This is a genomic window from Streptomyces justiciae, from assembly GCF_015163075.1.
GTDB classification, from domain to species: Bacteria; Actinomycetota; Actinomycetes; order Streptomycetales; family Streptomycetaceae; genus Streptomyces; species Streptomyces justiciae.
Map to the genome: position 1 here is coordinate 365,739 of NZ_JADDXU010000005.1, position 26,186 is coordinate 391,924.

Annotated in this window: 25 protein-coding genes and 1 pseudogene; 12 read left to right on the forward strand and 14 right to left on the reverse strand. The window is 71.5% G+C overall.

Annotated features, from left to right (window positions below):
* Positions 1–2: 2 nt before the first annotated feature.
* The 5 genes and pseudogenes from IQ210_RS17020 to IQ210_RS17040 form a co-directional block, all read right to left on the reverse strand.
* Positions 3–911 carry an ABC transporter permease gene (locus IQ210_RS17020; protein ID WP_194079854.1) on the reverse strand — a complete coding sequence of 303 codons (909 nt, stop codon included), beginning with the start codon at positions 909–911 and terminating at the stop codon, positions 3–5.
* A gap of 254 nt (positions 912–1,165) precedes the next feature.
* Positions 1,166–2,548 (reverse strand): annotated as a pseudogene (locus IQ210_RS17025) (ABC transporter ATP-binding protein); the annotation flags it as partial.
* 103 nt (positions 2,549–2,651) lie between these two features.
* Positions 2,652–3,422, reverse strand: coding sequence for an ABC transporter permease (locus IQ210_RS17030; RefSeq protein ID WP_194079855.1), 771 nt, complete (start codon positions 3,420–3,422; stop codon positions 2,652–2,654).
* Between the two features lie 2 nt (positions 3,423–3,424).
* Positions 3,425–4,378 (reverse strand): ABC transporter ATP-binding protein, encoded by a 954-nt coding sequence (locus IQ210_RS17035; protein ID WP_194079856.1) that lies wholly within the window; start codon positions 4,376–4,378, stop codon positions 3,425–3,427.
* A 9-nt stretch (positions 4,379–4,387) separates the two neighbouring features.
* Positions 4,388–5,725 carry a DHA2 family efflux MFS transporter permease subunit gene (locus tag IQ210_RS17040; protein WP_194079857.1) on the reverse strand — a complete coding sequence of 446 codons (1,338 nt, stop codon included), beginning with the start codon at positions 5,723–5,725 and terminating at the stop codon, positions 4,388–4,390.
* 92 nt (positions 5,726–5,817) lie between these two features.
* On the opposite strand from IQ210_RS17040, the gene IQ210_RS17045 reads away from it, so the two are divergent.
* Complete coding sequence (locus IQ210_RS17045; RefSeq protein WP_194079858.1) at positions 5,818–6,378, forward strand: TetR/AcrR family transcriptional regulator; 561 nt, start codon at positions 5,818–5,820, stop codon at positions 6,376–6,378.
* A gap of 165 nt (positions 6,379–6,543) precedes the next feature.
* Here IQ210_RS17045 and IQ210_RS17050 read toward each other — a convergent pair whose 3' ends face one another.
* The 3 genes from IQ210_RS17050 to mce all read right to left on the reverse strand — a co-directional run bounded on the left by IQ210_RS17050 (position 6,544) and on the right by mce (position 12,244).
* Positions 6,544–7,479 (reverse strand): coiled-coil domain-containing protein, encoded by a 936-nt coding sequence (locus IQ210_RS17050; RefSeq protein WP_194079859.1) that lies wholly within the window; start codon positions 7,477–7,479, stop codon positions 6,544–6,546.
* A gap of 203 nt (positions 7,480–7,682) precedes the next feature.
* Positions 7,683–11,594 (reverse strand): polarized growth protein Scy, encoded by a 3,912-nt coding sequence (gene scy, locus IQ210_RS17055; protein WP_194080017.1) that lies wholly within the window; start codon positions 11,592–11,594, stop codon positions 7,683–7,685.
* Between the two features lie 209 nt (positions 11,595–11,803).
* Positions 11,804–12,244 carry a methylmalonyl-CoA epimerase gene (mce, locus tag IQ210_RS17060; RefSeq protein WP_093906564.1) on the reverse strand — a complete coding sequence of 147 codons (441 nt, stop codon included), beginning with the start codon at positions 12,242–12,244 and terminating at the stop codon, positions 11,804–11,806.
* A gap of 147 nt (positions 12,245–12,391) precedes the next feature.
* Here mce and IQ210_RS17065 point away from each other — a divergent pair, with 147 nt between their 5' ends.
* The 3 genes from IQ210_RS17065 (at position 12,392) to IQ210_RS17075 (ending at position 16,116) form a co-directional block, all read left to right on the forward strand.
* Positions 12,392–13,588 (forward strand): acetyl-CoA C-acetyltransferase, encoded by a 1,197-nt coding sequence (locus tag IQ210_RS17065; protein ID WP_059192300.1) that lies wholly within the window; start codon positions 12,392–12,394, stop codon positions 13,586–13,588.
* A 34-nt stretch (positions 13,589–13,622) separates the two neighbouring features.
* On the forward strand, positions 13,623–14,579 hold the full coding sequence (gene meaB / locus IQ210_RS17070; protein WP_194079860.1) for a methylmalonyl Co-A mutase-associated GTPase MeaB: 957 nt from the start codon (positions 13,623–13,625) through the stop codon (positions 14,577–14,579).
* A 148-nt stretch (positions 14,580–14,727) separates the two neighbouring features.
* Positions 14,728–16,116, forward strand: a complete 1,389-nt coding sequence (locus tag IQ210_RS17075) for an MFS transporter (RefSeq protein WP_194079861.1) — start codon at positions 14,728–14,730, stop codon at positions 16,114–16,116.
* 23 nt (positions 16,117–16,139) lie between these two features.
* On the opposite strand, the gene IQ210_RS17080 is transcribed toward IQ210_RS17075, so the two are convergent.
* Positions 16,140–16,754, reverse strand: a complete 615-nt coding sequence (locus tag IQ210_RS17080) for a PepSY domain-containing protein (RefSeq protein WP_194079862.1) — start codon at positions 16,752–16,754, stop codon at positions 16,140–16,142.
* A 127-nt stretch (positions 16,755–16,881) separates the two neighbouring features.
* On the opposite strand from IQ210_RS17080, the gene IQ210_RS17085 reads away from it, so the two are divergent.
* Both IQ210_RS17085 and IQ210_RS17090 read left to right on the forward strand, forming a co-directional pair.
* Positions 16,882–17,556 carry a response regulator transcription factor gene (locus tag IQ210_RS17085; protein WP_194079863.1) on the forward strand — a complete coding sequence of 225 codons (675 nt, stop codon included), beginning with the start codon at positions 16,882–16,884 and terminating at the stop codon, positions 17,554–17,556.
* The gene (locus IQ210_RS17090) at positions 17,553–18,959 is read left to right on the forward strand and encodes a sensor histidine kinase (protein ID WP_194079864.1); all 1,407 of its coding nucleotides are present in this window, start codon (positions 17,553–17,555) and stop codon (positions 18,957–18,959) included. Before IQ210_RS17085 ends, IQ210_RS17090 begins: the two co-directional genes overlap by 4 nt.
* A 35-nt stretch (positions 18,960–18,994) precedes the next feature.
* Here the strand turns inward: IQ210_RS17090 and IQ210_RS17095 are convergent, their stop codons facing one another.
* From IQ210_RS17095 to IQ210_RS17115, 5 genes are all read right to left on the reverse strand, one after another.
* Positions 18,995–19,471, reverse strand: a complete 477-nt coding sequence (locus IQ210_RS17095; RefSeq protein ID WP_059192295.1) for a MarR family winged helix-turn-helix transcriptional regulator — start codon at positions 19,469–19,471, stop codon at positions 18,995–18,997.
* Positions 19,472–19,564: 93 nt separating this feature from the next.
* The gene (locus IQ210_RS17100) at positions 19,565–20,362 is read right to left on the reverse strand and encodes an AIM24 family protein (RefSeq protein WP_194079865.1); all 798 of its coding nucleotides are present in this window, start codon (positions 20,360–20,362) and stop codon (positions 19,565–19,567) included.
* Positions 20,359–21,009 (reverse strand): AIM24 family protein, encoded by a 651-nt coding sequence (locus tag IQ210_RS17105; RefSeq protein ID WP_194079866.1) that lies wholly within the window; start codon positions 21,007–21,009, stop codon positions 20,359–20,361. The genes IQ210_RS17100 and IQ210_RS17105 overlap by 4 nt, the downstream gene beginning before the upstream one ends.
* A 1-nt stretch (position 21,010) precedes the next feature.
* The gene (locus IQ210_RS17110) at positions 21,011–21,643 is read right to left on the reverse strand and encodes an AIM24 family protein (protein ID WP_126277227.1); all 633 of its coding nucleotides are present in this window, start codon (positions 21,641–21,643) and stop codon (positions 21,011–21,013) included.
* A gap of 126 nt (positions 21,644–21,769) precedes the next feature.
* Positions 21,770–22,087 (reverse strand): DUF6191 domain-containing protein, encoded by a 318-nt coding sequence (locus tag IQ210_RS17115; protein ID WP_194079867.1) that lies wholly within the window; start codon positions 22,085–22,087, stop codon positions 21,770–21,772.
* Positions 22,088–22,221: 134 nt separating this feature from the next.
* Here IQ210_RS17115 and IQ210_RS17120 point away from each other — a divergent pair, with 134 nt between their 5' ends.
* The 6 genes from IQ210_RS17120 to IQ210_RS17145 all read left to right on the forward strand — a co-directional run bounded on the left by IQ210_RS17120 (position 22,222) and on the right by IQ210_RS17145 (position 26,182).
* Positions 22,222–22,569: a DUF3817 domain-containing protein gene (locus IQ210_RS17120; RefSeq protein WP_079311664.1), complete on the forward strand. Its 348-nt coding sequence runs from the start codon at positions 22,222–22,224 to the stop codon at positions 22,567–22,569.
* Positions 22,566–22,859 (forward strand): MTH1187 family thiamine-binding protein, encoded by a 294-nt coding sequence (locus IQ210_RS17125; RefSeq protein WP_109496024.1) that lies wholly within the window; start codon positions 22,566–22,568, stop codon positions 22,857–22,859. The genes IQ210_RS17120 and IQ210_RS17125 overlap by 4 nt, the downstream gene beginning before the upstream one ends.
* A 150-nt stretch (positions 22,860–23,009) precedes the next feature.
* Positions 23,010–23,783, forward strand: a complete 774-nt coding sequence (locus IQ210_RS17130) for a hypothetical protein (protein ID WP_194079868.1) — start codon at positions 23,010–23,012, stop codon at positions 23,781–23,783.
* A gap of 95 nt (positions 23,784–23,878) precedes the next feature.
* A complete protein-coding gene (locus IQ210_RS17135; protein WP_228047866.1) occupies positions 23,879–24,595 on the forward strand; it encodes a DUF4166 domain-containing protein in 717 nt (238 codons plus the stop codon).
* A complete protein-coding gene (locus tag IQ210_RS17140; RefSeq protein WP_059192288.1) occupies positions 24,592–25,242 on the forward strand; it encodes a TetR/AcrR family transcriptional regulator in 651 nt (216 codons plus the stop codon). Before IQ210_RS17135 ends, IQ210_RS17140 begins: the two co-directional genes overlap by 4 nt.
* 31 nt (positions 25,243–25,273) lie before the next feature.
* Complete coding sequence (locus tag IQ210_RS17145) at positions 25,274–26,182, forward strand: SMP-30/gluconolactonase/LRE family protein (protein WP_194079869.1); 909 nt, start codon at positions 25,274–25,276, stop codon at positions 26,180–26,182.
* Positions 26,183–26,186 lie beyond the last annotated feature (4 nt).

The following is a 26,186-nucleotide window of genomic DNA, read 5'->3' on the forward strand; positions in this document are numbered from 1 at the left end:
GGCTATACGTCCCGCTTCTCCAGCAGGGCGCAGGCGCCGGCGAACGCGACGGCCGTCACGCCGAGCATGATCCACAGCGGGTCCCAGCCGGACGGGCCGGACTCGGTGAGGGAGTTGGAGTAGAAGACGCTCAGCTGGTTCGGGATGGAGTACTCGAACAGGGCCTCGCGCAGCTTCTCCAGCGAGGACGAGAACATGAACAGTGCGATGACGAGCGGGGCCAGGACCACGCCGATCATGATGGTGATCGCGCCCGCCGAGTGCCGGATGATCGAGCCGATGACGAGCGAGAGCAGGCCGAGCAGCGCGAGGTAGAGCGAGATGCCGAGGGTGCCCTTGAGCCATTCGCTGCCGGAGGGGTCCCGCACGCCGCTGCTGTCCAGCAGGGCCACGTCCGCGAGGGCGACCAGGAGCGCCGAGGCGAAGGTCACCACGAAGGCGACGGCGAAGAACACGATCGCCTTCGCCGCCAGGACCCGCACCCGGTTGGGGCACGCGGTCGTGGTGGTGCGGATCATGCCGGTGCCGTACTCGGAGGCGGTGGTCAGCACGCCGAGCGTGATGATGCACATGCTGCCGAGCAGCAGGCCGAAGAAGCCGAACGACAGCGGGTTCTCCCCGGCGAGGTCGGTCTCGCCGGCGCTGCTCCCCACCACCGCGGCGGCCAGCAGGCCGATCCCGACGACGAGCAGGATGAACACCCCGAGCGTCCACATCGTCGACCGCACGGAACGGATCTTCGTCCACTCGGAGGCGATGGCGTGCCCGAGGTGCGTGCGCACCACCGGGATCGGCGAGGTGTAGGTCGGGTACGAGCCGGCGGGCGCCGCCTGCCAGTGGGGCGCGGGGGCCGACGGCATCTGAGGCTGGGGCGCGGCGGCCTGCGGCATCTGAGGCTGGGGTGTGCTCATCGGGCGTCCTCGGGCTTGGTCAGGTCGGCGGCGGGCGGGGCGGGGGCGACGCTGGGCGCGGGTGCCTGGGCGGCACCGGCACCGGCACCGGCACCGGCGGCGGGGGCCGGGGCGGCGGGCTGCGCCGCCGAGGTCGCCGACGCGGATGCGGAAGGCACGGCCGGGGCGGCGCCAGGGAGGGGCTGCGCGCCGGGCGTCGGGGCTGCCGGGGCCGCGGCGATCGGTGACTGCGGCGCGGGACCTTGCGTGGACGCGGCGGACGCGGGAGCTGTCGCGGGGGCGGCGCCTGCGCCCGGCTGGGCGGCCGGGGCGGCGGCGGTCGGGGCTGAGGCCGGGATGCCCGCGGAAGGCTGCGAGGCCGGGGTTGCCGCGGACGCAGTGCCCTGCTTGGTGAGGGCGGGGGCCTGCGGGGCCGCGGGGGCGTACGGGTTGGCAGTGCCCGCACCGGCGTTCGCGGCCGGAGCGGCCGGAGCGGTCGGGGCCTGGGCGCCGTAAGGGCCGGCGGGCGGCTGGGTGGGCGTGCCGGGGGCGCCCGGGGCGGCGTACGGGCCCGCAGAGGGCTGTCCCGGGGCGTACGGGCCCGTCGGGGCCTGGCCCTGCGGGGCGTACTGCTGCTGGGGCGGCGGTGGGGCGTACCAGTCGGGCTGGCCCTGGCCGGGGACCGGCATGGGGGGCTGGGCACCGGGCGGGAGGGGTTGTTGCAGGCCGGCCTTCTGGTCGATCGTCGAGCGGTAGTCGACGGCCCCCTGCGTCATCCGCATGTACGCCTCCTCCAGCGAGGCGGAGTGCGGTGACAGCTCCCACAGCCGTACGTCCGTGTCGTGGGCGATGTCGCTGATGCGGGGGAGGGGCAGCCCAGTCACGCGCAGTCCGCCGTCCTGCTCCGGCAGGACGTGGCCGCCCGCCTCCGTCAGTGCGGACGTCAGCTTCTCGCGCAGCTGCGGCTCGGTGTCGGGGGTGCGGACGCGCGCGAAGCCCGCGGAGTTGGCCGCGATGAAGTCGTTCACGCTCATGTCGGCGAGCAGCTGGCCGCGCCCGATGACGATCAGGTGGTCGGCGGTCAGCGCCATCTCGCTCATGAGGTGCGAGGAGACGAAGACCGTACGGCCCTCCGCCGCCAGCGCCTTCATCAGGTTCCGCACCCAGAGGATGCCCTCGGGGTCGAGGCCGTTGACCGGCTCGTCGAAGAGCAGGACCTGGGGGTCGCCGAGGAGCGCGGCGGCGATGCCGAGCCGCTGGCCCATTCCGAGGGAGAAGCCCTTGGAGCGCTTGCGGGCCACGTCCTGGAGGCCGACGACACCGAGCACCTCGTCCACCCGGCGGGCCGGGATGCCGGAGAGCTGGGCGAGGCAGAGGAGGTGGTTGCGGGCGTGCCGGCCGCCGTGGACCGCCTTGGCGTCGAGGAGCGCGCCGACCTGGCGGGGCGCGTTCGGCAGCTTGCGGTACGGGTAGCCGCCGATCGTCACCTGCCCCGAGGTGGGGTTGTCCAGGCCCAGGATCATCCGCATCGTCGTCGACTTGCCCGAGCCGTTGGGGCCCAGGAAGCCGGTGACGGCACCGGGCCGCACCTGGAAGGAAAGGTTGTACACAGCGGTCTTGTCGCCATATTGCTTGGTCAGGCCGACTGCCTCGATCATGCTCCGCACCCATCGAAAGGTTCAGGACAGCAGGGCGCACGCCCCCGTAAGGGTTAGGAGCTTATCCGGGCGCTGACGGTTCCACTCAAGAGGCCGTAAAGCCTCAGGCATCCCTCTTCTTCAGCAGCACGTACCCGCCCGCGATCGCCGCCGCCACCCACAGCACCATGATCGCGAGCCCGCCCCAGGGGCCGTACGGAGTGTCGTCGTCAATCGGCGTGACCACCTGCATGATCTTGCTGCCGGCCTGGTCGGGCAGGTACCGGCCGATCTTCTTGGTGGCCGAGACGTTGCCGAGGATGTTGGAGATCAGGAAGAAGAACGGCATCAGGATGCCCAGCGACAGCATCGGCGAGCGCAGCATCACGGCGACGCCCATGGAGAACATCGCGATGAGGGTCATGTAGAGCCCGCCGCCGATCACCGCGCGCAGCACGCCGGTGTCGCCGATGTGCGCCCGGTGCTCGCCGAGCATCGCCTGTCCGAGGAAGAAGGCGACGAAGCTGGTCGCGAGGCCGACGACGAGGGAGAGGCCGGTCGCGACCCCGATCTTGCTGAACAGGAAGGTGCCGCGCTGCGGTACGGCGGCCAGCGAGGTGCGGATCATGCCGGTGCTGTACTCGTTGGAGACGACGAGCACGCCGAACACGATCATCGCGAGCTGGCCGAGGCTCATCCCGGCGAAGCTGATGAAGGTCGGGTCGAAGGAGAGCTGGTCCTTGCGGTTCATCTTGTCGAACTCGTTCTTCGACAGGGCCGAGATCAGCATGCCGAGCGCGAGGGTGACGACCACGGCGAGGGAGAGCGTCCACACCGTGGACGCCACCGACCGGATCTTGGTCCACTCGGACCGGACGACCTGGGCTGCCGCCATGGTCAGTTCCCCTTCCAGCCGTCGCCCCAGACCTGTTGCTCCTGCGGGGTGTCGGCATGCGCGTGGTACTCGACCGACTCGGCGGTCAGCTGCATGAACGCCTCCTCCAGGGAGGCCTGCTGGGGGCTGAGCTCGTGCAGCACGATCTGGTGCTGCGCCGCCAGCTCACCGATGTGCTCGGGCTTGCCGCCGTCGACCTCCAGCGCGCCGGCGCCGGTCTCCACGACCGTGATCCCGGCCCCGTGCAGCACGTCAAGGAGCCGTTCGCGCTGGGGGGAGCGGATACGGACGTACGACCGCGAGTTCTGCTCGATGAACTCGGCCATGGACGTGTCGGCGAGCAGCCGTCCCTGGCCGATGACGACGAGGTGATCGGCGGTCAGTGCCATCTCGCTCATGAGGTGACTGGAGACGAACACCGTCCGCCCTTGCGCGGCCAGCGATTTCATCAGATTGCGGATCCAGTGGATGCCCTCGGGGTCGAGGCCGTTCACCGGCTCGTCGAACATCAGGATGCGTGGATCGCCGAGCAGCGCGCCCGCGATGCCGAGCCGCTGCCCCATGCCGAGCGAGAACCCCTTGGCCTTCTTCTTCGCGACGGCCGTCAGGCCGACGGTGTCGAGCACCTCGTCGACCCGGGCGCGCGGGATGCCGTTGCTCTGCGCGAGGCAGAGCAGGTGGTTGAAGGCGCTGCGCCCGCCGTGCATGGCCTTGGCGTCGAGCAGGGCGCCGATGTACTTGAGAGGGTCCTTCAGACGGTCGTAGTGCTTGCCGTCGATGCGGACGTCGCCGGCGGTGGGCCGGTCGAGGCCGAGCATCATCCGCATCGTCGTCGACTTGCCGGCGCCGTTGGGACCGAGGAAGCCGGTGACGATGCCGGGTCTGACGGCGAAGGTCAGATTGTTGACCGCGACCTTCTCGCCGTACCGCTTGGTCAGGCCCTCGAGCTCGATCATGCGGCCACGCTAAGACGGGGTTTGGGCGGCTGCCACTTGAGCGGGAAGGGCGAGGGCGGCGCCGGCGGCGAGGAGGGCGAGGAGCGTGGTCCACCCGAAGGCGTGGGCGTAGGCGGTGCCGGTGCCGCTGCGGACGAGGACGCCGAGGACGGCCGTGCCGAAACTGCCGCCGAGCTGCTGAAGGGCGCGGACGGTGGAGCCGGCGTGCGGGACGTCTGCCGGGGCGAGGTCCCGGTAGGCGCCGACCATGAGGGCGAGGTTGGCGGCGCTCATGCCGAAGCCGCGGACGACGAGGGCGGCGCCGAGCCAGGGCACGCTGTGGGTGCCGGTCGTGTAGGGGAGGGTGCCGAGGGCCGTGAGCGCGAGGCCGGCCAGTACGACCGGGCGGGGGCCGAAGCGGTCGGCGAGGCCGCCGGTGGGGCGGGCCAGCAGCGCGCCGAGGCCTTGCGGCGCCAGCAGCAGGCCCGCGGCCATGACGCCCTCGTGCCGGACCTGCTGGTAGTAGAGGGGCAGCAGGAACATGCCGCCGTACAGGGTGAGTCCGCCGGTGAACGTCAGCACCGAGGCCGCGGCGAAGGACCGTACCCGGAACAGGCGCAGATCCACGAGGGGTTCGGGGGAGCGCGTGGCGTGTGCCGCGAAGGCAGCCACCAGGACGGCTCCGGCGGTCAGCGGCAGCAGCACGCGCGCGTGCCCGAAGCCGCCCTGGTCGCCGACCTGGGCGAGGCCGTACACGAGCGCGGCGAGCCCCGGGCAGATCAGGGCGAGGCCGGTGACGTCGAGGCGGGCGTCGGCGCGGCCCGCGTCGCGGGGGACGTAGCGCAGTGCGAGTGCGAGGGCGAGGAGGCAGAGGGGCAGGTTGACGTAGAAGATCCAGCGCCAGGACGCGTGGCCGACGATGAGGCCGCCGAGGACCGGGCCGAGGATCGGTACGACCACGGCGGGCAGGGAGATCACGGCCATGAGGCGGCCGAGCCGCTGTCCGCCGGCCGCGCGGACGATCAGCGTCTGGAGCACCGGGAGCATGAGCCCGCCGCCGACGCCCTGGACGACCCGGAAGGCGACCAGCGTCCCGATGCCCTGGGCGAGCCCGCACAGCAGGGACCCGGCGAGGAACAGCCCGAGCGCCGCCAGCCACACCCGCCGGCCGCCGAACCGCTCGACGGCCCAGCCGCTGACCGGCACGACCGCCGCGAGCGCCAGCAGATACGCGGTGCTGACCCACTGCACGGTGGCCGTGGCGGCGTGCAGGTCTCTGCCGAGGGTGTGGAGCGCGATCGACACGATCGTGCTGTCGAGGAGGGGCGCGAGGGCGCCGAGGACCAGGACGCCGGCGAGCTTGTACACACGACTGCCTCCCTAAGAGACGGAACGTCTCTCAAGGCGACGATAGGCTTGCGGTCGTAGGAGACGCAAGGTCTCTTGAGGAGGCGCGGGCTGTGGAGAACACCCGGCGGCGCGGTGCCGCCCTGGAGGCCGACCTCCTTGACGCGGCCTGGACGGAGCTGCAGGCGGTCGGCTACGCCCGGCTGACCATGGAGGGCGTCGCGGCCCGCGCCCGCACCGGCAAACAGGTCCTGTACCGGCGCTGGGCGAACCGGGCCGAGCTGGTGGTCGCCGCGCTGCGCCACCGCCAGGGCGGCTCGATGGCGGACCAGGTCCCGGACACCGGATCGCTGCGCGAGGACGTCCTCGCCGTCCTGCGGCAGATGGCGGAGCGGCAGCGGGACATCGGCCAGGACGTCGTGCACGGAGTGCTCGCCGAGATCGGCGAACCGCGGGTCGAGGTCTTCGAGATCATGCGGGAGGTCATGACGACCGTGCTCGAACGGGCCGCCGCCCGGGGCGAGATCCCCACCGCCGACGTCCCGCCGCGGATCATGACCCTGCCCACGGACCTGGTGCGCAACGAGATCGTGATGCGCAGCGAGCCCCTCACCGAGGCCACGCTCACGGAGATCGTCGACGAGATCTTCCTGCCGCTGGTACGCCGAGGGTGACCGCAACTCCCCAGGGGCGCGGGGCCCCGCCGCGGCAGCGGCTGATGTCACAGCCGATATGCGGCTAACGCCGCGCGGGCGCGACCAGCCCCCACCGAGCCGCGCCCGACGACGAAGGCCCGCACCTCCGGGGGAGACGGTACGGGCCTTCGAACGTGCTACTGACTAGCGGGTCTGCTGTGCCGGAACCCCACGCGAGATCGGCTCGTCTTCCGCCGGGGAGCCGGCGGCAGCCACCGCCGCGCCCGTGAGCGTCGCGAGCATCTCGCGGACGTTCGTGAGCTGGGCGTTGATCGAGTCGCGGCGGTTGGTGAGGGCGGCCAGCTCGCGCTCGGATTCCGAACGGATGCGGTCGGCCTTGGCGTTGGCGTCGGCCACGATGTCCTCGGCCTGACGCTGAGCCGTCTCCACCGTCTGGCGGGCGCGGCGCTCGGCGTCCGTGCGCAGCTTCTCGGCCTCCAGGCGGAGCTGCTCCGCGCGGTGCTCGATCTCCGCGAGGCGCTTCTCGGCCTTCTGCTGACGGGACGCCAGGTCGCGCTCCGACTGCTCGCGACGCTTGGCCAGGTTGGTCTCGAAGTCCGCGGCGGCCTGGGCGGCCTTGGCGCGGGTCTCCTCGAAGAGGGCGTCCGCCTCCTCGCGCTTGGACTGCGCGTCCTTCTGGGCCTCGGCGCGCAGCTGCGACGCGTCGCTCTTGGCCTTCTCGACGATCCGGACGCCTTCGTCCTCGGCCTTGGCCTTGCGCTCCGCGGCGAACGACTCCGCGTCGTTGCGCACCTGCTGGGCCGCGGACTCGGCCAGCTCGCGGTGCTGCTCGGCCGCGCGACGGGCCTCCTCGCGCAGGTCCTTGGCCTCCTCCTCGGCGAGGCGGAGGATCTTCTCGACACGCGCGCCGAGACCGGCGTACGACGGCTCCGCGTCGCTTACCTGAGCCTGGGCGTTCTGCGTCTCGAGGTGGAGCTCCTCGATGCGCTTTTCCAGAGCGGTGATGCGGGTGAGAGCGCTGTCACGGTCGGAGACGAGCTTGGAGATCCGTTCGTCCACCTGAGCGCGGTCGTACCCACGCCGCACAAGCTCGAAGCCGTAGGGGGAAGTGTCGCTCATGGGGTTCCTGTCAAATGAGACCGGTGAGGTGATAGGGGGAATCCTAGGGGCCGAAGCGGTGTGTCATCGAGCGGATACGTGTTTGATCTGGAGAATGACACCCCTTTTGAGTGGCTAACCCACGGACGGCTTGCCAAAAACTTGGTCAAAGGCCCCAGACGGCACCGGAGTTCGACCGGTCGTGACCGGTCGGAACCTGTCGGTTAACTGTCCGAAGGCTTACCCGAACGAGGGGCGCCGACCGAGACGCCCGCCTTGACGCCCCCGTCCTTGCCCCCCGCGGGAGCCTCGAAGGACTCCAACGCCTCAAGGACATCCTGGACACGGGAGATCTCGGCGTTGATGTCCTCGCGGCGCCGCACCAGGATCTCCAGCTCGCGCTTTCCTTCCTCGACCGTGCGCTTGGCCTCGCGGATCGCCTCTGCCTTGAGCTCCTCGGCCTCCTTCACGAGGGCCGACTTCTTCTGCTCGGCCTCCTTCAGGAGCAGCTCGGCCTTCTTCACGGCGGCGATCCGGACCTTGCCCGCCTCCGAATTGGCCTCCGACACCAGCTCCTTGGCCTTCGCCTGAGCCTTCGCCAGCTGCTCCTCGGACGCCTTGATGAGCGCGTCGCAGCGGTCGCCGGTCGACTTCATCGTCTCGGCGGCCTCGCGGCGGGCCCGCTCGTGCAGGCTCTCGATCTCGGTGGTGATGCGGTCGCGCAGCTCCTCGGCGCGCTCCCTTATGGCGGTCGCGTCCCGGCGGGCGCCGACGAGCAGCTCGTCCGCGTCCGTACGGGCCTTCTCCACCAGGGAGTTGCCCTCGACCGTCGCCTCGGAGACCAGCCGGTCCGCCTCCTTGCGGGCCGCGCCGACCATGGTGTCGGCCTGCGCCTCCGCGTCCGCGGTGGTCTTGTGGGCCTGCGTCTGCGCCTCGGTGAGCAGCTTGTCGGCCTCGGCGGTGGTCTCGTTGATGAGCGTGTCCACCTGCTCGGCCACGTCCTGGCGCCGCTTGTTGGCGTCCTTGCGGGCCTCGTCGAGGGTGTGCTCGGCCTCCTCGCGCGCGGCGTTGAGCATGCGCTCCGCCTCGGCCAGGGCGTCGGCCTTGACACGCTCGGACTCGCTGCGGATCCGCTCGGCGTGCTGCTGGGCGGAGCCGACCGTCTCGGCGGCCTCGGCGCGCAGCCGCTCCGCGTCGCCGGTGGCGTCCGCGATGAGCCGCTCGGCCTTGGCGACGGCCTCGGTCCGCACCCGCTCGGCCTCGGCCGCGGTCTCCTGACGCAGCCGCTCCGCGTCGGCGACCGTGTCCTGCCGCAGCTGGTCGGTGTCCCGGATGGTGTCCGTGGTGAGCCGCTCGGCCTCGTTGCGCGCCTCGGTGATGAGGGTGTCGGCCTGCGAGGCCGCGTCCGAGCGGATGCGGTTGGCGTCCTCACGGGCGTCCGCCCGGGTCCGGGCGGCGGCCTGGTCCGCCTCGGCGAGCGCGTCGGAAGCCTCCGTGCGCACCCGCTGGGCGTACTCGGCCGTGTCCGCGCGCACCCGCTCGGACTCGGACATCGCCTCCGCCATGGTGCGCTCGGCGAGCGACTTGGCGGCCTCCGACTCTTCGTTCGCCTCGCGCCGGATGCGGCTCGCGTCCTCGCTGGCCCGCTCCCGCTCGGCATAGGCGTCGGCGCGGACCCGGTCCGCCTCCTCCTCGGCCTCGCGACGGGTACGGTCCGCCGCGTGCTCGGCGGCACTGCGCAGCCCGGTGATCTCCTCCTGGGCCTGCTCGTGCAGCCCGGCGACCGAGTCGCGGACCTGCTGGGCGTGCTGCTCGGCCGCCGACACCATCTCGGTGGCGCGCCGGTCGGCCTCCTCGACCAGCCGCACCGCCTCGGCCTGCGCCTCCTCGACCCGGCTGCGCGCCGCGGCCAGCAGCTCGTCGCTCTGCTCGCGGGCCCGCTCACGCTCCTGGTCGGCCTCCTGACGCGCGGCGCCGAGGGTCTCCTCGGCCTCACGACGACGCCGTACGGCCTCCTCCTGGGCGGCGGCCAGCGTCTCGGACGCCTCCGTCGCCAGCCGCTCCGCGGCGGCCTGCGCCTCGGCGCGGACCCGGTCGGCGGTGTCCTGGGCCTCCGACTTCAGCCGCTCGGCCTCGGCCGCGGCCTCCGAACGCAGCCGTACGGCGACGGCCTCGCCCTCGGCCCGGGACGCGGATGCGTCGGACGCGGCCTCGGTGCGCAGCCGCTCCGCCTCCGCCTCGGCCTGCTGCTGAAGGGTGCGGATGCGCTCGGCGGCCTCGCCGCGCAGGCGCTCGGTCTCCTCGGCGGCCTCGCGACGGATGCGCGCGGCCTCCTCACGGGCCTCGGTCAGCGCCTGCTCGGCGGCCGTCAGCCGCTCCTCGGCCTCGGTCTGAAGCCGGGTCAGCTCCTCGGCGGCCTCCGCGCGACGGGCCTCTATGGCGCGCTCGGTCTCCTCGCGCAGCTCGCGCGCGGCCTGCTCGGCGTCGTTGCGGATGCCCTCGGACTGCTCGATGACCTCTTCGCGGTGGCGCTCGGCCTCCTGCCGGGTCCGCTGGAGGGTCTCCTCGGCCTGCCGGCGCAGGGTCGTCGCCCGCTCGATGGCCTCGGTGCGGACCTTCTCGCTGTCCGCCGTCGCCGTCTGGCGCAGCTCGTCGGCGTCCGCCTTGGCCTTGGCCAGCAGCTCCTCGGCGGTCTTGGCCGCCTCCTCGATCTGCTGGACGGCCTCCTTGCGGGCCTCCGCGCGGATCTTCTCGCCCTCGGCGACCGCGTCGGCGCGCAGCTGCTCGGCCTCGCCGCGCAGCCGGCGGGCCTCCTCCTGCAGCTCGACCGTCTTGGCGCGGTACTCCTTGGTGTCGTCCTTCGCGGAGCCCTTCAGCTGCTCGGCGATGTCATGCGCCTCGGACCGCAGCCGGTCGGCCTCGGCCTCCGCCTCACGGCGGATCCGCTCAGCCTCCTCGGCGGCCGCCTTGGTGGTGTTCTGCGCGTCCTGCTGGGCCTTGTTGAGGACGTCCTCGGCGGTCTTGGCCGCCTTCGACAGCTGGGTGGCGCTCTCCTCGGCGGTGATCGTGCGGGCCTTCTCGGAGGCCTCCTCGACGATCCGCTCGGCCTCCGCGCGGGCGTCCGCGACGATCTGCTCGGCGTCCGCCTTGGTGGTCTCGGCCTCCTGGGTGGCCTCGCTGACCAGCCGGGCGACCTGCTCCTTCGCCGTACGGACGCGCTGCTCGTTGGCCGACTCGGCGCTCGACAGGGCCTTCTCGGCGGCCGCCTTGGCCTCGGTGACGAGCTTCTCGGCCTCGGCCTGCGCCTTGCGCAGCGCCTCCTCGGCCTCCGTCATCCGCTGCTCGGCGGCGCGGCTGAGCTCGGTGGCCTGGCGGCGGGCGGCGTCCGACTCCGTCGCCGTGGAGCTGCGCAGCTGCTCGGCGTGGTCGGTGGCCTCCTGGGCCTGGGTGGACGCCGCGTTGAGGAGCCGCTCGGCGTCCGCGCGGGCCCGGCGCAGCAGCTGCTCGGCCTCCGCGCGGGCCGCCTCGGCCTCGCTGGTCAGCCGCTGGCGGGCCTCGGTGGTGAGCCGCTCGGCCTCCGCGCGGGCGGCCGCCATGGCCTGCTCGGCCTCCGCGCGGGACTCCTCCAGGAGCCGGCGGGCCTGCTGCTCGCTGCGGGCACGCAGCTGCTCGGCCCACGCCACGTTCTCGTTGACGTGCGACTCGACGGTCTGGCGGCGCTCGGCGAGCTCCTGGTCCAGCTGCTGGCGACGGGTGACCGCCTCCTGGTGCAGCTCCGTCTGGAGCCGCGCCGCGTTCTCGGCGTGCTCCTGGAGGATGCGCTGGGTCTGTGCCCGCGCCTGGCTCAGCTCGCGCTCGGCGTCCTGACGCAGCTGGTCGGCCTGCATCTGGGCGTTGCGCAGCAACTGTTCGGCCTGGTAGCCGATGTCGCCGCCCGAGAACTCGGGCCGGGACATGATGGTGCGGCGCGCCTCGTGCAGCTTGGCGCGCAGCACCTCGACCTGGTAGCCGAGGTCCTCGGCGTGCTGGATCGCCTTTTCCCGCTCGGTCTTCAGCCGATCCATCTCGGCCTCGAACCGAGAGAGGTGGTCGACGTCAGCCGCCGGCTCTCGCTCCTGGCGTTCGTAGCCCCGCACTGCGCGGTCCCATCCGTCCCCTGGTCGCAAGTCACTCCATACGAGCCTCGTCCATCCGCCGAACGGGGCCCCCGGGGAATGGTGTCAGATCAACGGCGGAGCATGGGCTGCAGCCCAGACGCTCGCCCCCCGAAACACGGACCCCGGCCAGCGGTCGCCCGTAGAGAGCGGCGACCGCCCCCAACCCTACCGGCCCATATGTACGAGGGTCAGTGCTCAGGTGACTCAACGGGCGCCGAAGTGACCAGTTCTGTCAGTACGCCATGGCAATCCTTGGGGTGCAGGAAGGTGATTCGTGACCCCATGGAGCCGCGTCGGGGCTCCTCGTACAGGACGCGTACGCCCTTGTCCTTGATGTCCGCGGCGTCCCCGTCCACGTCCGCCGTACCGAAAGCGATGTGGTGGACGCCTTCGCCGTTCTTGTCCAGCCACTTGGCGACGGTCGAGTCGGGGCGGGTCGGCTCCAGAAGCTGCAGGTAGGAGGCCCCGCCGTCGGAGGTTTCGTTGATCTTGAGCATGGCCTCGCGGACGCCCTGCTCCTCGTTGACCTCGGAGTGGAAGACCTCGAAGCCGTAGGTGGCCCGGTAGAACTCGACAGTCTTGTCGAGGTCGAAGCAGGCGATCCCGATGTGGTCGATTCGCGTCAGCATGGTGTTAGTGCAGCGCTCGGGAGATGGTTACGCAACGTGCCAGCGATCACACCGACGGGCCGGTGACGGCACGGAGTGCCACTCAGTACATTCGAAGTAAACCCTCGTTCACTCCTCGGCTGTCCAGCTGGAAGGGGATCGCACCTCATGTCTTCCGGAACTACTTCCGTGATCGTCGCGGGCGCTCGTACGCCCATGGGACGGTTGCTCGGTTCGCTGAAGTCCTTCTCCGGGGCCGACCTCGGCGGCTTCGCGATCAAGGCCGCCCTCGACCGTGCGGGGATCGGTGGCGACCAGGTCCAGTACGTGATCATGGGTCAGGTCCTCCAGGCCGGCGCCGGGCAGATCCCGGCCCGCCAGGCCGCCGTCAAGGGCGGCATCCCCATGAGCGTCCCGGCGCTGACCATCAACAAGGTGTGTCTGTCCGGCCTCGACGCCATCGCGCTGGCCGACCAGCTGATCCGCGCCGGCGAGTTCGACGTGATCGTCGCGGGCGGCCAGGAGTCCATGACCAACGCCCCGCACCTGCTCCCCAAGTCCCGTGAGGGCTTCAAGTACGGCGCCATCGAGATGCTCGACGCCATGGCGTACGACGGCCTGACCGACTCCTTCGAGGGCATCGCCATGGGCGAGTCCACGGAGAAGCACAACACCCGCCTCGGCATCCAGCGCCCCGAGCAGGACGAGATCGCCGCCCTGTCCCACCAGCGCGCCGCCGCCGCCCAGAAGAACGGCATCTTCGAGGCGGAGATCACCCCGGTGGAGATCCCGCAGCGCAAGGGCGAGCCGGTCGTCTTCAGCAAGGACGAGGGCATCCGCGGCGACACCACCGTGGAGTCCCTCGGCAAGCTCCGCCCGGCGTTCACCCGCGACGGCACCATCACGGCCGGCACTTCCTCGCAGATCTCGGACGGTGCGGCGGCCGTGGTCGTGATGAGCAAGGCCAAGGCGCAGGAGCTGGGCCTGGAGTGGATCGCCGAGATCGGCGCCCACGGCAACGTGGCGGGACCGGACAACTCCCTCCAGTCGCAGCCCTCCAACGCGATCCTGCACGCCCTCAAGAAGGAGGGCCTGGAGGTCTCCGACCTCGACCTGATCGAGATCAACGAGGCCTTCGCCGCCGTCGCGGTGCAGTCAATGAAGGACCTCGGGGTGTCCACCGAAACGGTGAACGTCAACGGCGGAGCCATCGCCCTGGGCCACCCCATCGGCATGTCCGGCGCCCGGCTGGTGCTCCACCTGGCGCTGGAGCTGAAGCGGCGCGGCGGCGGGGTCGGCGCGGCGGCACTGTGCGGCGGCGGCGGTCAGGGTGACGCGCTGATCGTGCGGGTACCCAAGGCCTGAGTTCACGTACGTAGTCGATCTGAACGGAGCTGTGATGCAGGACGTCTCCACCCTGGTGGCCCAGGCCAGGGAAGGCCGGCCGCGGGCCGTGGCCCGGCTGATCTCCCTCGTGGAGGGGGCGTCCCCGCAGCTCCGTGAGGTCATGGCGGCACTGGCCCCGCTGACCGGTGGGGCGTACGTCGTGGGCCTGACCGGCTCACCGGGCGTCGGCAAGTCCACGTCGACGTCCGCCCTCGTGACCGCGTACCGCAAACAGGGCAAGCGGGTCGGCGTCCTGGCCGTCGACCCGTCCTCGCCGTTCTCCGGCGGCGCCCTGCTCGGCGACCGGGTGCGCATGTCGGACCACGCCTCCGACCCCGGCGTCTACATCCGCTCGATGGCCACCCGCGGCCACCTGGGCGGCCTGGCCTGGGCGGCGCCGCAGGCGATCCGCGTCCTGGACGCGGCGGGCTGCGACGTGATCCTGGTCGAGACGGTCGGCGTCGGCCAGTCGGAGGTGGAGATCGCCTCCCAGGCCGACACCTCCGTCGTCCTCCTGGCCCCCGGCATGGGCGACGGCATCCAGGCGGCCAAGGCCGGAATCCTGGAGATCGGCGACGTGTACGTCGTCAACAAGGCCGACCGCGACGGCGCCGACGCCACCGCCCGCGAGCTCAACCACATGCTGGGCCTGGGCGAGTCCCGCGGCCCCGGCGACTGGCGCCCCCCGATCGTCAAGACGGTCGCGGCCCGCGCCGAGGGCGTCGACGAGGTCGTCGAGGCTCTGGAGAAGCACCGCGCCTGGATGGAGGAGCGCGGCGTCCTGGCCGAGCGCCGCCAGGCCCGTGCCGCCCGTGAGGTGGAGACCATCGCGGTCACGGCCCTGCGCGAACGCATCGGCGACCTGCACGGCGACCGCCGCCTCGGCGCACTGGCGGAGCGGATCGTGGCGGGGGAGCTGGACCCGTACCGGGCGGCGGACGAGCTGGTGGCGGGGCTGACCGAGGGCTGACGCTCTGGTCAACTCACTGTTGATGTTGGTACGTTGATCCACATGTTCCTTCTCTTGGCATAGAGCGCGCCCCTGACCGCGACCCGCTGACACAGCCGTCGCGGCACTTCGGCGTCCCTTGCTCATGCCTTTCGCAGAGGAACCTCCCATGTCCGCGTCCTCCGCGCGGCGGCCCTCGTATGCCGCCGTGCTCTCCGTTCCGCATGCCCGCCGCGCCTTCGTCTCGGCCCTCGTCGGCCGGCTGTCGTACGGCGTGGCCCCCATCGCCGTGATGCTGGCCGTGACCCGGGCGACCGGGTCGTACGCCGTGGCCGGTGTCGTCATGGCGCTGTTCGGCGCCACGGTCGTCTTCCTGTCCCCGTACCGCGCGGCACTCGTCGACCGGCACGGCCCTCGGCGGGCCCTGATCCCCATGTCCCTTCTCCACTCGGGGCTGCTCTGCGCGCTCGCCGCGGTCAGTTGGCGGCCGGGTGCGCCCGCGGTGGTGCTCGGCGCGGTGGCCGCCGCCACGGGCGCGTGCGCGCCCCCGCTCGGGCCCACGATGCGTTCAGTGTGGGGCCGACTCGTCGACGACCGACGGCTGTTGCAGCGCGCGTACAGCCTGGACGGGGTCGCCGAGGAACTCCTGTACGTCACCGGCCCGTTGCTGGTCGGTGTGGTGATCGGCGTCGCGTCACCGGCGGTGGGGGTGGTGCTGGGCGCGCTGCTCATGGCCGGGGGCACGCTGGTGTTCGTCGGTTCGCCGGCGGTGGCGGCGGTACCGCCTTCGGGGCGGGCCAAGTCCCTTTCCGGCGGCGGGGGTTCGCTGCGGGGACGGGGGCTGCTCCAGCCGGTGGTGGTCGCCGCCGGTATGGGCCTCGCGTTGAGTGCCGTGGACCTGTTGGTGGTCGCGTTCGCCGCGGAGCGGGGGCGGGGGGACGACACGGTGGCGTGGGTGCTGGCCGCGTTGTCGGCGGGCAGCGCGGTCGGAGGTCTCGCGAACGGCGCGGTCGACTGGCGGGTGGCCGCGCGGGTCCGACTTCCGCTGCTCGCCACGGGGTTGGGCGCGACCCTGTGCCTCGCAGGGCTGGCTCCGGGCATCGGCGCCCTCGCGGTCGCCGCCGCCTGCGCCGGGTTCTTCGTCGCACCGGCGCTGACGACGGCGTACCTGATCGCCGACGAGGCCGCTCCGGAGGGGTTCCGGACGCAGGCGGGGGCGTGGGTCAACACGGCGGTGAACGCGGGGAGTTCTACCGGGGCGGCGACGGCGGGGCTGCTGGTGGAGAGGCTGCCGTTGGGGGTGTGCTTCGTGGTGGCGGGGGGTGTGGCGTTGGGGGCGGCGGGCGTGAGCGTTTTTCGCCCCCGCCGCCCTTACCCGTCCCATCACTGGGGACTGCGCCCCCAGGCCCCCGCTGTCGGCCCTGAACGGGCCTCGTCCTCAAACGCTGGACGGGCTGGTCGGTCAGCCCCTCCGGCGTTTGAGGAGCGGGGGTCCAGGGGGCGGAGCCCCCTGGGCGGGGTCGAAGGGGCGGCAGCCCCTGGGGGTGGGAACGGGTAGGGGCGGCGGGGGCGAAGAAGAGGTCAGTCCTCGTCCCGGTCCGCCGTCACGTTGCCCGTGGCCAGGTCGACCTTCCAGTCGCCCTTCGCGGTGTCCACGTTCCAGACCACGGCCCGGCTGTCGTCATCGTCGTCGAGGCTCACCTCGGTGACCGTGCCCTTGGCGGCGGCAGCCAGCGCAGCCTCGCGGGCGTCGGTCTTCGCGCCCTTCAGCGCGGCGACCTCGGCACGGTCCTCGGCGTCGCCGTCGTCGTCGTTGTCCTTGTGCGCGCCGACGACCTTCCCGGTGTCCGGGGAGACCGTCACGGTGTACTCGGTGCCGTCGCTCTTCAGCACGTCCACGTCCCACGTCCCGGCACCGTCGTCCTCCAGATCCACGGAGGCGGCGGTGCCCGGCGTGTGCCGCAGCGCCGCGGCGATGGCGTCGGCGGCGGTCACGTCGCCCTTCGCCGCGACCGCGGTCTCGTCGCGGTCGTCGCGGTCATCCCGGTCGTCGTCGTCCGCCGCCCGGTCCGCCGCCACCCGCACATCCGCCCGCGTAGACCCGTCGTCGTCCGAGGACACCGCGAGGGCCGTGGCCGTGCCGCCCCCGATCAGAGCGGTCGCGGTGAGGGCGGCGATCACGATGTTGCGCTTCATGCGAGTTCCTCCAGGTCTGTCGTGCTTCGCTTCGCTTTCGACGTGAACAACCCTCTCCGACCGACGCTGAGGAGAACCTGAAGCCGCCTGAAGAGATCTTCAGCTTCGCTTTGCGACCCTGGTGGGCATGCGCCTGTTGATCGTCGAGGACGAGAAGCGGCTGGCCCTGTCGCTCGCCAAGGGACTCACCGCCGAGGGATATGCCGTGGACGTCGTCCACGACGGCCGGGAGGGCCTGCACCGGGCCACGGAAGGGTCGTACGACCTCGTGATCCTCGACATCATGCTGCCCGGCCTCAACGGCTACCGGGTCTGCGCCGCCCTGCGCGCCGCGGGCCACGACGTGCCGATCCTGATGCTCACCGCGAAGGACGGCGAGTACGACGAGGCGGAGGGGCTCGACACCGGCGCCGACGACTACCTCACCAAGCCCTTCTCCTACGTCGTCCTCGTCGCCCGCGTGAAGGCGCTGCTGCGCCGCCGGGGTCGCAACGGCGCCGGGGCCTCGCCCGTCATCGTGCGCGGTGATCTCAAGGTCGACACCGCGGCCCGCCGGGTCTTCCTCGGCGAGGACGAAGTGACCCTCACCGCAAAGGAGTTCTCCGTCCTCGAGCAGCTCGTCACGCGCGCGGGCGAGGTGGTCTCCAAGGCGCAGATCCTGGAGCACGTCTGGGACTTCGCCTACGACGGCGACCCCAACATCGTCGAGGTCTACGTCAGCGCCCTGCGGCGCAAACTGCGTGCCGGGCTCATCAGGACGGTGCGCGGCGCCGGGTACCGGCTGGAGACGGAGGAGCGATGAGACGTCTCTTCGGGTCCGTGCGGGCGCGGGCCACGCTCGGGGCCGTCCTCGTGGTCGCCGTGGCCCTGGTGGCGGCCGGGACTGCCGTGCTGCTGTCGCTGCGGGCCAATCTGACGGACCAGGCCGACACCAAGGCGGAGAGCGCGGCACGCAAGGTCGCCTCCCAGATCGCCGTCGGGACCGCGTACGACCGGCTGGAGCTGGAGGACGACTACCCGGTCCAGGTCGTCGACGCGAACGGCACGCTCGTCGCGGCGACCGACGACCTGGAGCGGATCAGCGGGACGGGCACCGATGCGGTGACGCCCCGGCCGCCGAGCGGTGGGGCCGGGCAGTCCGGCGACGACGACGCGGACGACGACGACACGTCGCTCGAGCCCGGAGAGATCGACGAGGACACCGACTTCGGCGACGGCTCCGCGACCGTCGACGGCACGGAGGACGAGTACCGGTTCGCCACCGTCCGCGTGGAGACGGAGGACCGGGGCCTGGTCACCGTCCACGCCGGTGCGTCCCTGGACGCCGAGCAGAGCGCCGTGACCACCACGACGACCGGCATGCTGACCGGCTTCCCGCTGCTGCTGGCCGTCGTGGCGGCCGTGACCTGGCTGGTCACCCGGCGGGCCCTGCGCCCGGTGGAGGGCATCCGGCGCGAGATGGCGGAGATCACCGCCTCCGAGGATCTCTCCCGGCGCGTCCCGGAACCCGTCACCCACGACGAGGTCGCCCGCCTCGCCCGCACCACCAACGAGACGCTGGCCGCGCTGGAGAGCTCCGTGGAGCGGCAGCGCCGCTTCGTCGCCGACGCCTCCCACGAGCTGCGCAGCCCGATCGCCTCCCTGCGCACCCAGCTCGAAGTGGCCGCCGCGCACCCGGAGTTGCTGGACCTGGACGGCGCGGTCGAGGACACCGTACGACTGCAACGGCTCGCCGCCGACCTGTTGCTGCTCGCCCGGCTGGACGCGGGGGAGGGGCCCGGCGACAAGCGGCTCGACCTCGGGGAGGTGGCGCGGCGGGAGGCGCGCGGCCGGGACGGGGTGAGCGTCACGGCGGAGGCCGTCGAAGTGACCGGGTCCCGGGGGCAGTTGGAGCGGGTGCTGGGCAATCTGCTCGACAACGCCCAGCGGCACGCCCGCTCGGCGGTCACGGTGTCCGTGCGCCGGGACGGGGCCTGGGCCGTCGCCGAGGTCGCCGACGACGGGGGCGGGGTGGCGGCGGCCGACCGGGAGCGGATCTTCGAGCGGTTCGTCCGGCTCGACGAGGCCCGCAGCCGTGACGACGGTGGTGCCGGACTCGGTCTCGCCATCGCCCGCGACGTCGCCGCACGCCACGGCGGCACCCTCACGGTCCGCGACGCACCGACAGGCGGAGCCCTGTTCGAACTCCGCCTGCCGCTCGCTTGATCGGTAAGGGCCTGTGACAGTCACAGGCCCTTATGTCACGGACGCCCGCGCTGCCCCCGCAGGTGCTCCGCGATGGGCTTCAGGGACTTGTCGAGCTCCGCCAGGGCCTCGGGGGAGACCAGGTCGATGAAGTGTCGCCGCACAGACGCCACGTGGTGTGGCGCGACCTTCTTCATCGTCTCCATGCCGTGCTCGGTCAGTACCGCGTACAGACCGCGGCGGTCCGACTCGCAGTTCTCGCGGCGCACCAGGTCCGCGTTCTCCATGCGGGTGATCTGGTGCGAGAGGCGACTCTTGGACTGGAGGGTGGCGGACGCGAGATCGCTCATCCGCATCCGGACATCCTCCGACTCGGAGAGGTTCACCAGGATCTCGTAGTCGTTCATTGTCAGGCCGAACGGCTGGAGGTCCTTCTCGAGTTGGTACGTCAACAGCCTGTTGACCTCCAGGTGGGTGCGCCAGGCGCACTGCTCCGCATCGGTCAGCCAGCGCGTGGCCGTCTCGGTCTCCATGAATGAAGTCTACCTAAGAAGTTGAAAGGCGAACTAGTGAGGGTGTTCGTGACGGCGCGCACACGTTCGACGTCACACTCCGCAGACTACCGCTCACAGCCCGAAGCGACGCTGGAGGTCTCCCAGCTGTCCGGGAAGGCGCGGTACGCCCGCCTGCTGTGAAGGGCCTGTGGACGGTACCCCGGAACCGGGCACTCCGGCCTGCTGGGGGACCGCGCCCGTCGCCTGCTCCGCCATCAGCGTCTCGGACGACTGGAGCAGTACGGTGCCGGCGCCCACGAACTCGAACTGGTGCTCCTCCCCGGAGGCCCCGCCGAGGCCCGTCATCGCACGTAGACCGCCCATCAGGCCGGTCATGTAGCCGTGGTCGTAGTGATGGCACGGCGACGGGCAGTCGGCCCAGCCGACCAGCGCCTGAGGATCCACCCGGATCGGCGGTTCCATGAACACCACCGGACCGTTAGATGCGGCGACGAACTTTCCGGTTCCGATCAGTGTCAGAAAACCCGGCACGATCGATTGCTTGAGGGCAAGAGTTGGCTGAAAAGCGAGCAGGTTGCCCGAGCGAATGGTCAGGTTGCCGTCCTCGAGGTCGTACGAATTGACGTCGAAGGCCCGGTCGGCGAGGAGCATCTTGCCGGAGCCCTCCGCCACGACCCAGTCGCTCGCGTGCAGAGGCGAATGGAAGGACGTACGGACAAGTCGGTCGAGTCGGCCGTGCCCGATGCCGTTGAAGTCGATCGAGCCGTAGTAGGCGATCATCTTCCCCTTCTGCAGGAACCACTGGCTCCCCTTGAGCTCCACGCAGAAGGTGTAGTTGTTGACGTTGTCGTCGGAGGGCAGTGTCGTCGGGTCGTGGACGGTCGGGCCCGCGCCCGCGTACTGGCTCACAGCTTCTCCTCCGAGGCCTGGACGTACACCGCGCCGTTGCCGCTGAGCTCCAGCTGGAAGGCCTCGCCGGAGCCGCGGCCCACCATGTCGCGCCAGCCGAGCGCGGTCGACAGCTTGTTGCGGACGTCGCCGTGGTGGGCGACGTACGCCTGCGGGTCGACATGGACCGGGCGCTGCGGGGTGATGGGCAGCTCGATGACTCCGCCGTGCGCCATCACGGCGACCGCGCCGCGGCCCTTGAGGGTGGTGGTGAACAGCCCCTGCCCGGTGACCTGGCCGCGGACCATGCCCATGACGCCGCCCTGGGAGCCCATGAACATCGTGCCCTGCTCCAAGGTGCCCTCGAAGGCCAGGAGGCGGTCCGCCTCCACGTAGAGGGTGTCGCCGGCGAGGTTGATCACCTGGACGTGATGGCCGCCGTGCCCGAACAGCACCGTGCCGCTGCCTTCGACCGTCATCAGCGGGGTCGCCTCGTTCGCCACCCGGCGTCCGATCATCGACATGATGCCGCCCTGGCCGCCGCTCATGTTGGGCGTGAAGGACACCTCGCCCTTGTAGGCGAGCATCGCCCCGCGCTGGCTGAACAGCCGCTGACCGGGCATGACGGTCGCCTCGACCATCTTCGAGTTGAGCTCCCGGAAGGTCATGTCAGACGTCCCCCGCGATCGTGTTCCGCTCGCTGGGCTGGACGTACACCAGGCCGTCGCCCTCGAAGCGGATCTGGAAGGCCTCGCCGCCGCCCTCGCCCATGAGCGTGCGGAACGTCACACCCGACTGGAAGGACTGCCGCAGATTGCCCTGGTGCGCGATGTACGCGCCCGGGTCCACGCTCAGCGGGAACTGCGGGCTGACCCGCAGCACCACGGCCGGGCCGTCCGAGGTGATCGCCGCCTGGCCGTGGCCCTCGACGGTCGTCGTGAACAGTCCGTTGCCCTGCGAGGCGCCCCGCAGGCCCGTGAAACTCGTCCCCGTCCTGAGGCCGCCGTCGGTCGCGAGCAGATTGCTCGACTCCACGAACAGCTTGTCGCCCTGGAGACCGACGAGGTTGATCTCGGAGGCGCGGTCGGCGAACCAGCAGGTCCCCTGCCCCCTCACCTCCATCACCGTCATCTGCTCACCGGTGATCCGCCGGGTCACCATCCCCCGGATGCCCTCACCGCCGCCGCTGAGCTTCTTGAACGCCATCTGTCCGTCGTACGCGACCATCGAGCCGTTCTTCGCCTTCACGGCGTCCCCGGTCATCTCGACGGCGAGCACCTTGCTGCCCTGAAGTCGGAACATCGCCACGCTGCGAAGGTAGCCCGCGACGGCTCCCGCGGACAGAGCCCCTGGGTGGAGACGGACCCTGACCGCACCCCTAGGGGCAGCCCACCTGCGAGCCCGACCGCACCGGCCCGGCTCCCGGCCTCACCCGCCGGCCCCCGGAACCCGGATGACCGCCTTGCCCCCGGTCAGGTCGACCGTGGACCTGGGCGGTGCCCCGTCCTCCTCGTCGTCCCGCATCACCAGGGAGCTCTGGCGTTCCTTCAGCTCGTGCTGCTTGCCGGGGGACAGGGCAGCGTGCAGCTGCTCGAAGCCAGTGGAGGAGATCTGCCCCTGTCGCCCCGCGTTCCGCCAGGGCAGGACGCCGGACCGGCCGGCCCGCAGCAGCAGCTGATCGACGAAGGCCAGCAGCGTGAGCACCACCACAAGGCCCGGCAGGGTCATGAAGAAGACAAACTGCACACTCGCTCCTCAGGGTCTCCACGGACCCCCAAGCCTGCCCCCGCTCAGCCGTTTGCCACAATGGAAGAACGTTTGTGCATGTGTTCACAAACCGGCAGGCCCCCTCTCGACGCGACTCCCACCGAAGGTGACCCGTGGACATCAAGACCGCCAGCGCCCTCCGCCGCCTCCGCCTCGTCTCCGCCCCGGAGGCGGTCTCCTTCCTGCTTCTGCTCGTCTGCTCGGTGCTGAAGCGGACCACCGACTTCAACGCGGTCCCGGTCATGGGCATGATCCACGGCGTTCTCTTCATCCTGTACGTGATCTTCTGGGCCGACGCCTGGAACCGGGCGAAGTGGTCCTTCGGCACCGCCGCCCTCTACTTCGTCCTCTCCGTCCTGCCCACCGGCGGCTTCTTCGCCGAGCGCAAGCTCCGCCGCGAGGCCGAGGACGCGGTCATCGCCTCCCGCGCGCGCCAGGAGCAGGCGGTGAAGACCTCGTGATCGTCGCCTTCTCCGTGACGCCGCTGGGGGTCGGCGAGGACGTGGGGGAGTACGTCGCCGACGCCGTCCGGGTCGTCCGCGAGTCCGGCCTGCCCAACCGCACCGACGCGATGTTCACCTCGATCGAGGGCGAGTGGGACGAGGTGATGGACGTGGTGAAGCGTGCCGTCGCCGCCGTCGAGGCGCGCGCCCCGCGCGTGTCCCTGGTCCTCAAGGCGGACATCCGTCCCGGGGTGACCGACGGCCTGACCTCCAAGGTGGAGACCGTGGAGCGGCACCTCGCCGAGTAGCCCGGCGCCTCCGCATCCCTGCGAACCCCGGCCCGCGCGGGCCGGGGTTTTCTCGTGCCTGATGTTTGAGCGATCGCTCAAAGAGGTGTACTTTCTGATCCCAGAGGTTTGAGCGATCGCTCAAATAACAGGCTGGCCTGGGGGAATCGCATGGGTCACAACGGTCTACGGAACGGTCTCTACGTAGAGGCGCACATCCGCGCCGATCTCGACGAGCTCTGGGCGCGGACCCAGGAGCCGTCCGAGCACCAGCGCTGGGACCTCCGCTTCACCGAGATCGACTACCTGCCGCGCGCGGAGGGCGAGCCGCAGCACTTCCGGTACGCGACGCGCGTCCTGCCCGGCCTCACCATCGCCGGCACCGGCGTCTCGGCCGGCGAGAAGGAGCGTCCGGACGGCACCCGCACCTCCGCTCTCCGCTTCTCCTCCCCGCACCCGCTGTCCCTCCTCGCCGAGGGCAGCGGCTACTGGCGGTACGTCCCGGACGGCGACGGGGTGCGCTTCCTGACCGGCTACGACTACCGGCCCCGCTGGGGCGCGTTCGGCGCGTGTGCCGACCGGCTGCTGTTCCGGCCGCTCATGGGCTGGGCGACAGCCTGGTCCTTCGACCGGCTCCGGCTGTGGCTGGAGCGCGGGATCACTCCGGAGCGGGCGTGCGTGAACTGGCTCGCCGAGCTGCTCATGCGAGCCCTGGTGATCGTGCTCGCCTGCACGGGCTTCGGGTACGGCAGCCTGCTGCGGCTGACCGGGCCCCTCGCGCCGCTCTTCTTCTACTGGATGCCCGCGCTCACCCTGGTCGCCCTCGCGCTGGCCCTCTTCGCCCCGCCCCTGCCCGGCACCCCGGCCGCCCGCCGCTGCCGACGCCGCCCGCCGACCCACGCCCACGCACCCCGGCTCCTGCGCACCCTGGAGAACCCGCGATGACCACGCATCCTGCGCGCCGGAGGGAAAGCCGCGACGACCATGGCTCTCGCGCACCCGAGCCGACCATGCCTCCCGCGCACCTCGGAGAACCCGCGATGACCATGTATCCCGCGCACTCCGGGGCGCCTTCGACGGCCTCGATCTTCCGCACCGCGATGGGCCCCGCCTTCGACGGCCTCCACCCCCAGCTCCAGCGCCGCTTCTCCGTCGGCCTGGCCGGCGGCGAGGCCTGCACCGGCCGGGGTGTCATGGACCGCATCTGGCACGGCGGGGCCTTCGTGAAGCCGTTCCTCGCGCTCGGCACCACCCGCAACATCCTCGTCCCGCGCACCGGCCGCAACGTCCCCTTCGTCATCGAGAACGTGCCGTACACCGACACCTACGGCCGTGAGACGGTGACCTTCGTGCGTACCTTCGACCTGCCCGGCCGCTCCCGCCGCTTCGACGCCCAGATGGTCCTGGGCCCCCGCGGCGACCGCGTCCTCGACTACCTCGGCACCCACCAGCACCTGGCCAGCGACCTGCACTTCCACGCCGAGCCCGACGGCTCGCTCCTCATCCGCTCCGGCGAACACCGGTTCCGGGAGGGCGTGGTGGACGTCCGGGTGCCCGAGCTGATCGGCGCCACGGCCGAGGTCCGGGAGTCCTTCGACGACCACTCCGGCCGCTTCCGTATCCGCGTCAGGGTCGTCAACAAGTACTTCGGGCCCCTCTTCGGCTACGAGGGTTCCTTCAAGGCGACGTACAGCGACATCCGTTCCTGCGGTGTCCGCCCCGGACTGCGCCCGGTCCGCGAGGAGTCGCGCGCGTGAGTCCCGAGACCGCGAAGTCGCAGGAGACCAAGACCAAGTTGTTGGAGGGCGCCCTGCGGACCCTCGTCGACCAGGGCATCGCGAAGGCGTCGGCCCGCACGATCGCTTCGGCGGCCGGGGTCAACCAGGCCCTGGTCTTCTATCACTTCGGCTCGGTCGACGAACTCCTCGCGGCGGCCTGCCGGTACGGCGCCGAGCAGGCCGTGTCCCGCTACCGCCCCCGCTTCGACCAGGTGCGCTCGCTCTCCGAACTTCTCGTGGTGGGACGGCAGATCCACGAGGAGGAGCGCTCCGGCGGCCATGTGGCCCTCCTCGGCCAGCTGCTGGCCGGCGCCCAGACCCACGAGAGCCTCGCGGCGGCCACGGCGGCAGGCCTCGAGTCCTGGATCACCGAGATCGAGAAGGTCCTCCGGAGGGTCCTCGCGGGCACCCCCTTCGAGGAGTTCACCGACCCGGCGGGCCTGGCGCGGGCGGTCGCCGCGTCCTTCGTCGGCATCGAGCTGTACGAGGGCGTGGACCTGCCGGGCGCGACGGCCGCGCTGGACGCGCTGGAGCAACTGGGCGTCCTGGTCGCCGCGTTGGAGGAGCTGGGCCCGGTGGCCCAGCGTGCGGTACGACTGCACCTGCGGCGCACGAACCGCCGTTGACCCGTAGGCCCCGCATATTCGAGAGGACCCCATGTCCGACGACGGCCTGTACGAGATCCTGGACGACCGCTTCCGCACCGGGCGTTGCACGCTCGGCGACAGCAGGCTGGAGGTGCTGTACGACGACTGCCGCTGGGCCGAGGGACCGCTGTACCTGCCCGCGTGGCGGCAGTTGATCTGGAGTGACATCCCCAACGACCGCATCCTGCGCTGGGACGAGGCCACCGGGAGCGTCGGCGTCTTCCGCACCCCGGCCGGATACAGCAACGGCAACACCCTCGACCGGCAAGGGCGGTTGGTGACCTGCGAGCAGGGCAACCGCCGGGTCACCCGCACCGAGCCGGACGGCACGGTCACCGTCCTGGCCACCCACTACGCCGGCAAGCGCCTCAACTCCCCGAACGACTCCGTCGTCCGTTCCGACGGCACGATCTGGTTCTCCGACCCGGACTTCGGCATCCTCACCGACTACGAGGGCCATCGCGCCGAGTCCGAGATCGGCGCGTGCAACGTCTACCGCATCGACCCGGTGACGGGGGAGGTGCACCTCGCCGCCGAAGGCTTCGACGGCCCCAACGGCGTCATCCTCTCCCCGGACGAGCGGCGGCTGTACGTCTCCGACTCCCGGGCCGCCCGCATCCATGTCTACGACGTCCACGACGACGGCACGCTGACCGGCGGCAAGGTCTTCGCCGAGGCCCGGCAGGGCGTGCACTTCGACAACATCCGCCTCGACGACCAGGGCCGGCTGTGGGCCGCCGCCCTCGCCGACGGAGTCCACTGCTACGACCCCGACGGCACCCTCATCGGCCGCCTCCGGGTGCCCGAGCCGGTCGCCAACATCGCCTTCGGCGGGCCGAGGAACAACCGCCTGTTCATCGCCGCCACCACCTCGCTGTACTCGCTGGTGATGTCCGTGACAGGGGCCCCGCGCCTCTGAGTCC

Coding starts and splice junctions, on each gene's coding strand:
- IQ210_RS17020 (WP_194079854.1), bottom strand. CDS start 911: ATGAGCACACCCCAGCCTCAGATGCCGCAGGCCGCCGCGCCCCAGCCT.
- IQ210_RS17030 (WP_194079855.1), bottom strand. CDS start 3,422: ATGGCGGCAGCCCAGGTCGTCCGGTCCGAGTGGACCAAGATCCGGTCG.
- IQ210_RS17035 (WP_194079856.1), bottom strand. CDS start 4,378: ATGATCGAGCTCGAGGGCCTGACCAAGCGGTACGGCGAGAAGGTCGCG.
- IQ210_RS17050 (WP_194079859.1), bottom strand. CDS start 7,479: ATGAGCGACACTTCCCCCTACGGCTTCGAGCTTGTGCGGCGTGGGTAC.
- mce (WP_093906564.1), bottom strand. CDS start 12,244: ATGCTGACGCGAATCGACCACATCGGGATCGCCTGCTTCGACCTCGAC.
- IQ210_RS17065 (WP_059192300.1), top strand. CDS start 12,392: ATGTCTTCCGGAACTACTTCCGTGATCGTCGCGGGCGCTCGTACGCCC.
- meaB (WP_194079860.1), top strand. CDS start 13,623: ATGCAGGACGTCTCCACCCTGGTGGCCCAGGCCAGGGAAGGCCGGCCG.
- IQ210_RS17075 (WP_194079861.1), top strand. CDS start 14,728: ATGTCCGCGTCCTCCGCGCGGCGGCCCTCGTATGCCGCCGTGCTCTCC.
- IQ210_RS17080 (WP_194079862.1), bottom strand. CDS start 16,754: ATGAAGCGCAACATCGTGATCGCCGCCCTCACCGCGACCGCTCTGATC.
- IQ210_RS17085 (WP_194079863.1), top strand. CDS start 16,882: ATGCGCCTGTTGATCGTCGAGGACGAGAAGCGGCTGGCCCTGTCGCTC.
- IQ210_RS17090 (WP_194079864.1), top strand. CDS start 17,553: ATGAGACGTCTCTTCGGGTCCGTGCGGGCGCGGGCCACGCTCGGGGCC.
- IQ210_RS17095 (WP_059192295.1), bottom strand. CDS start 19,471: ATGGAGACCGAGACGGCCACGCGCTGGCTGACCGATGCGGAGCAGTGC.
- IQ210_RS17105 (WP_194079866.1), bottom strand. CDS start 21,009: ATGACCTTCCGGGAGCTCAACTCGAAGATGGTCGAGGCGACCGTCATG.
- IQ210_RS17110 (WP_126277227.1), bottom strand. CDS start 21,643: ATGTTCCGACTTCAGGGCAGCAAGGTGCTCGCCGTCGAGATGACCGGG.
- IQ210_RS17130 (WP_194079868.1), top strand. CDS start 23,010: ATGGGTCACAACGGTCTACGGAACGGTCTCTACGTAGAGGCGCACATC.
- IQ210_RS17135 (WP_228047866.1), top strand. CDS start 23,879: ATGACCATGTATCCCGCGCACTCCGGGGCGCCTTCGACGGCCTCGATC.
- IQ210_RS17145 (WP_194079869.1), top strand. CDS start 25,274: ATGTCCGACGACGGCCTGTACGAGATCCTGGACGACCGCTTCCGCACC.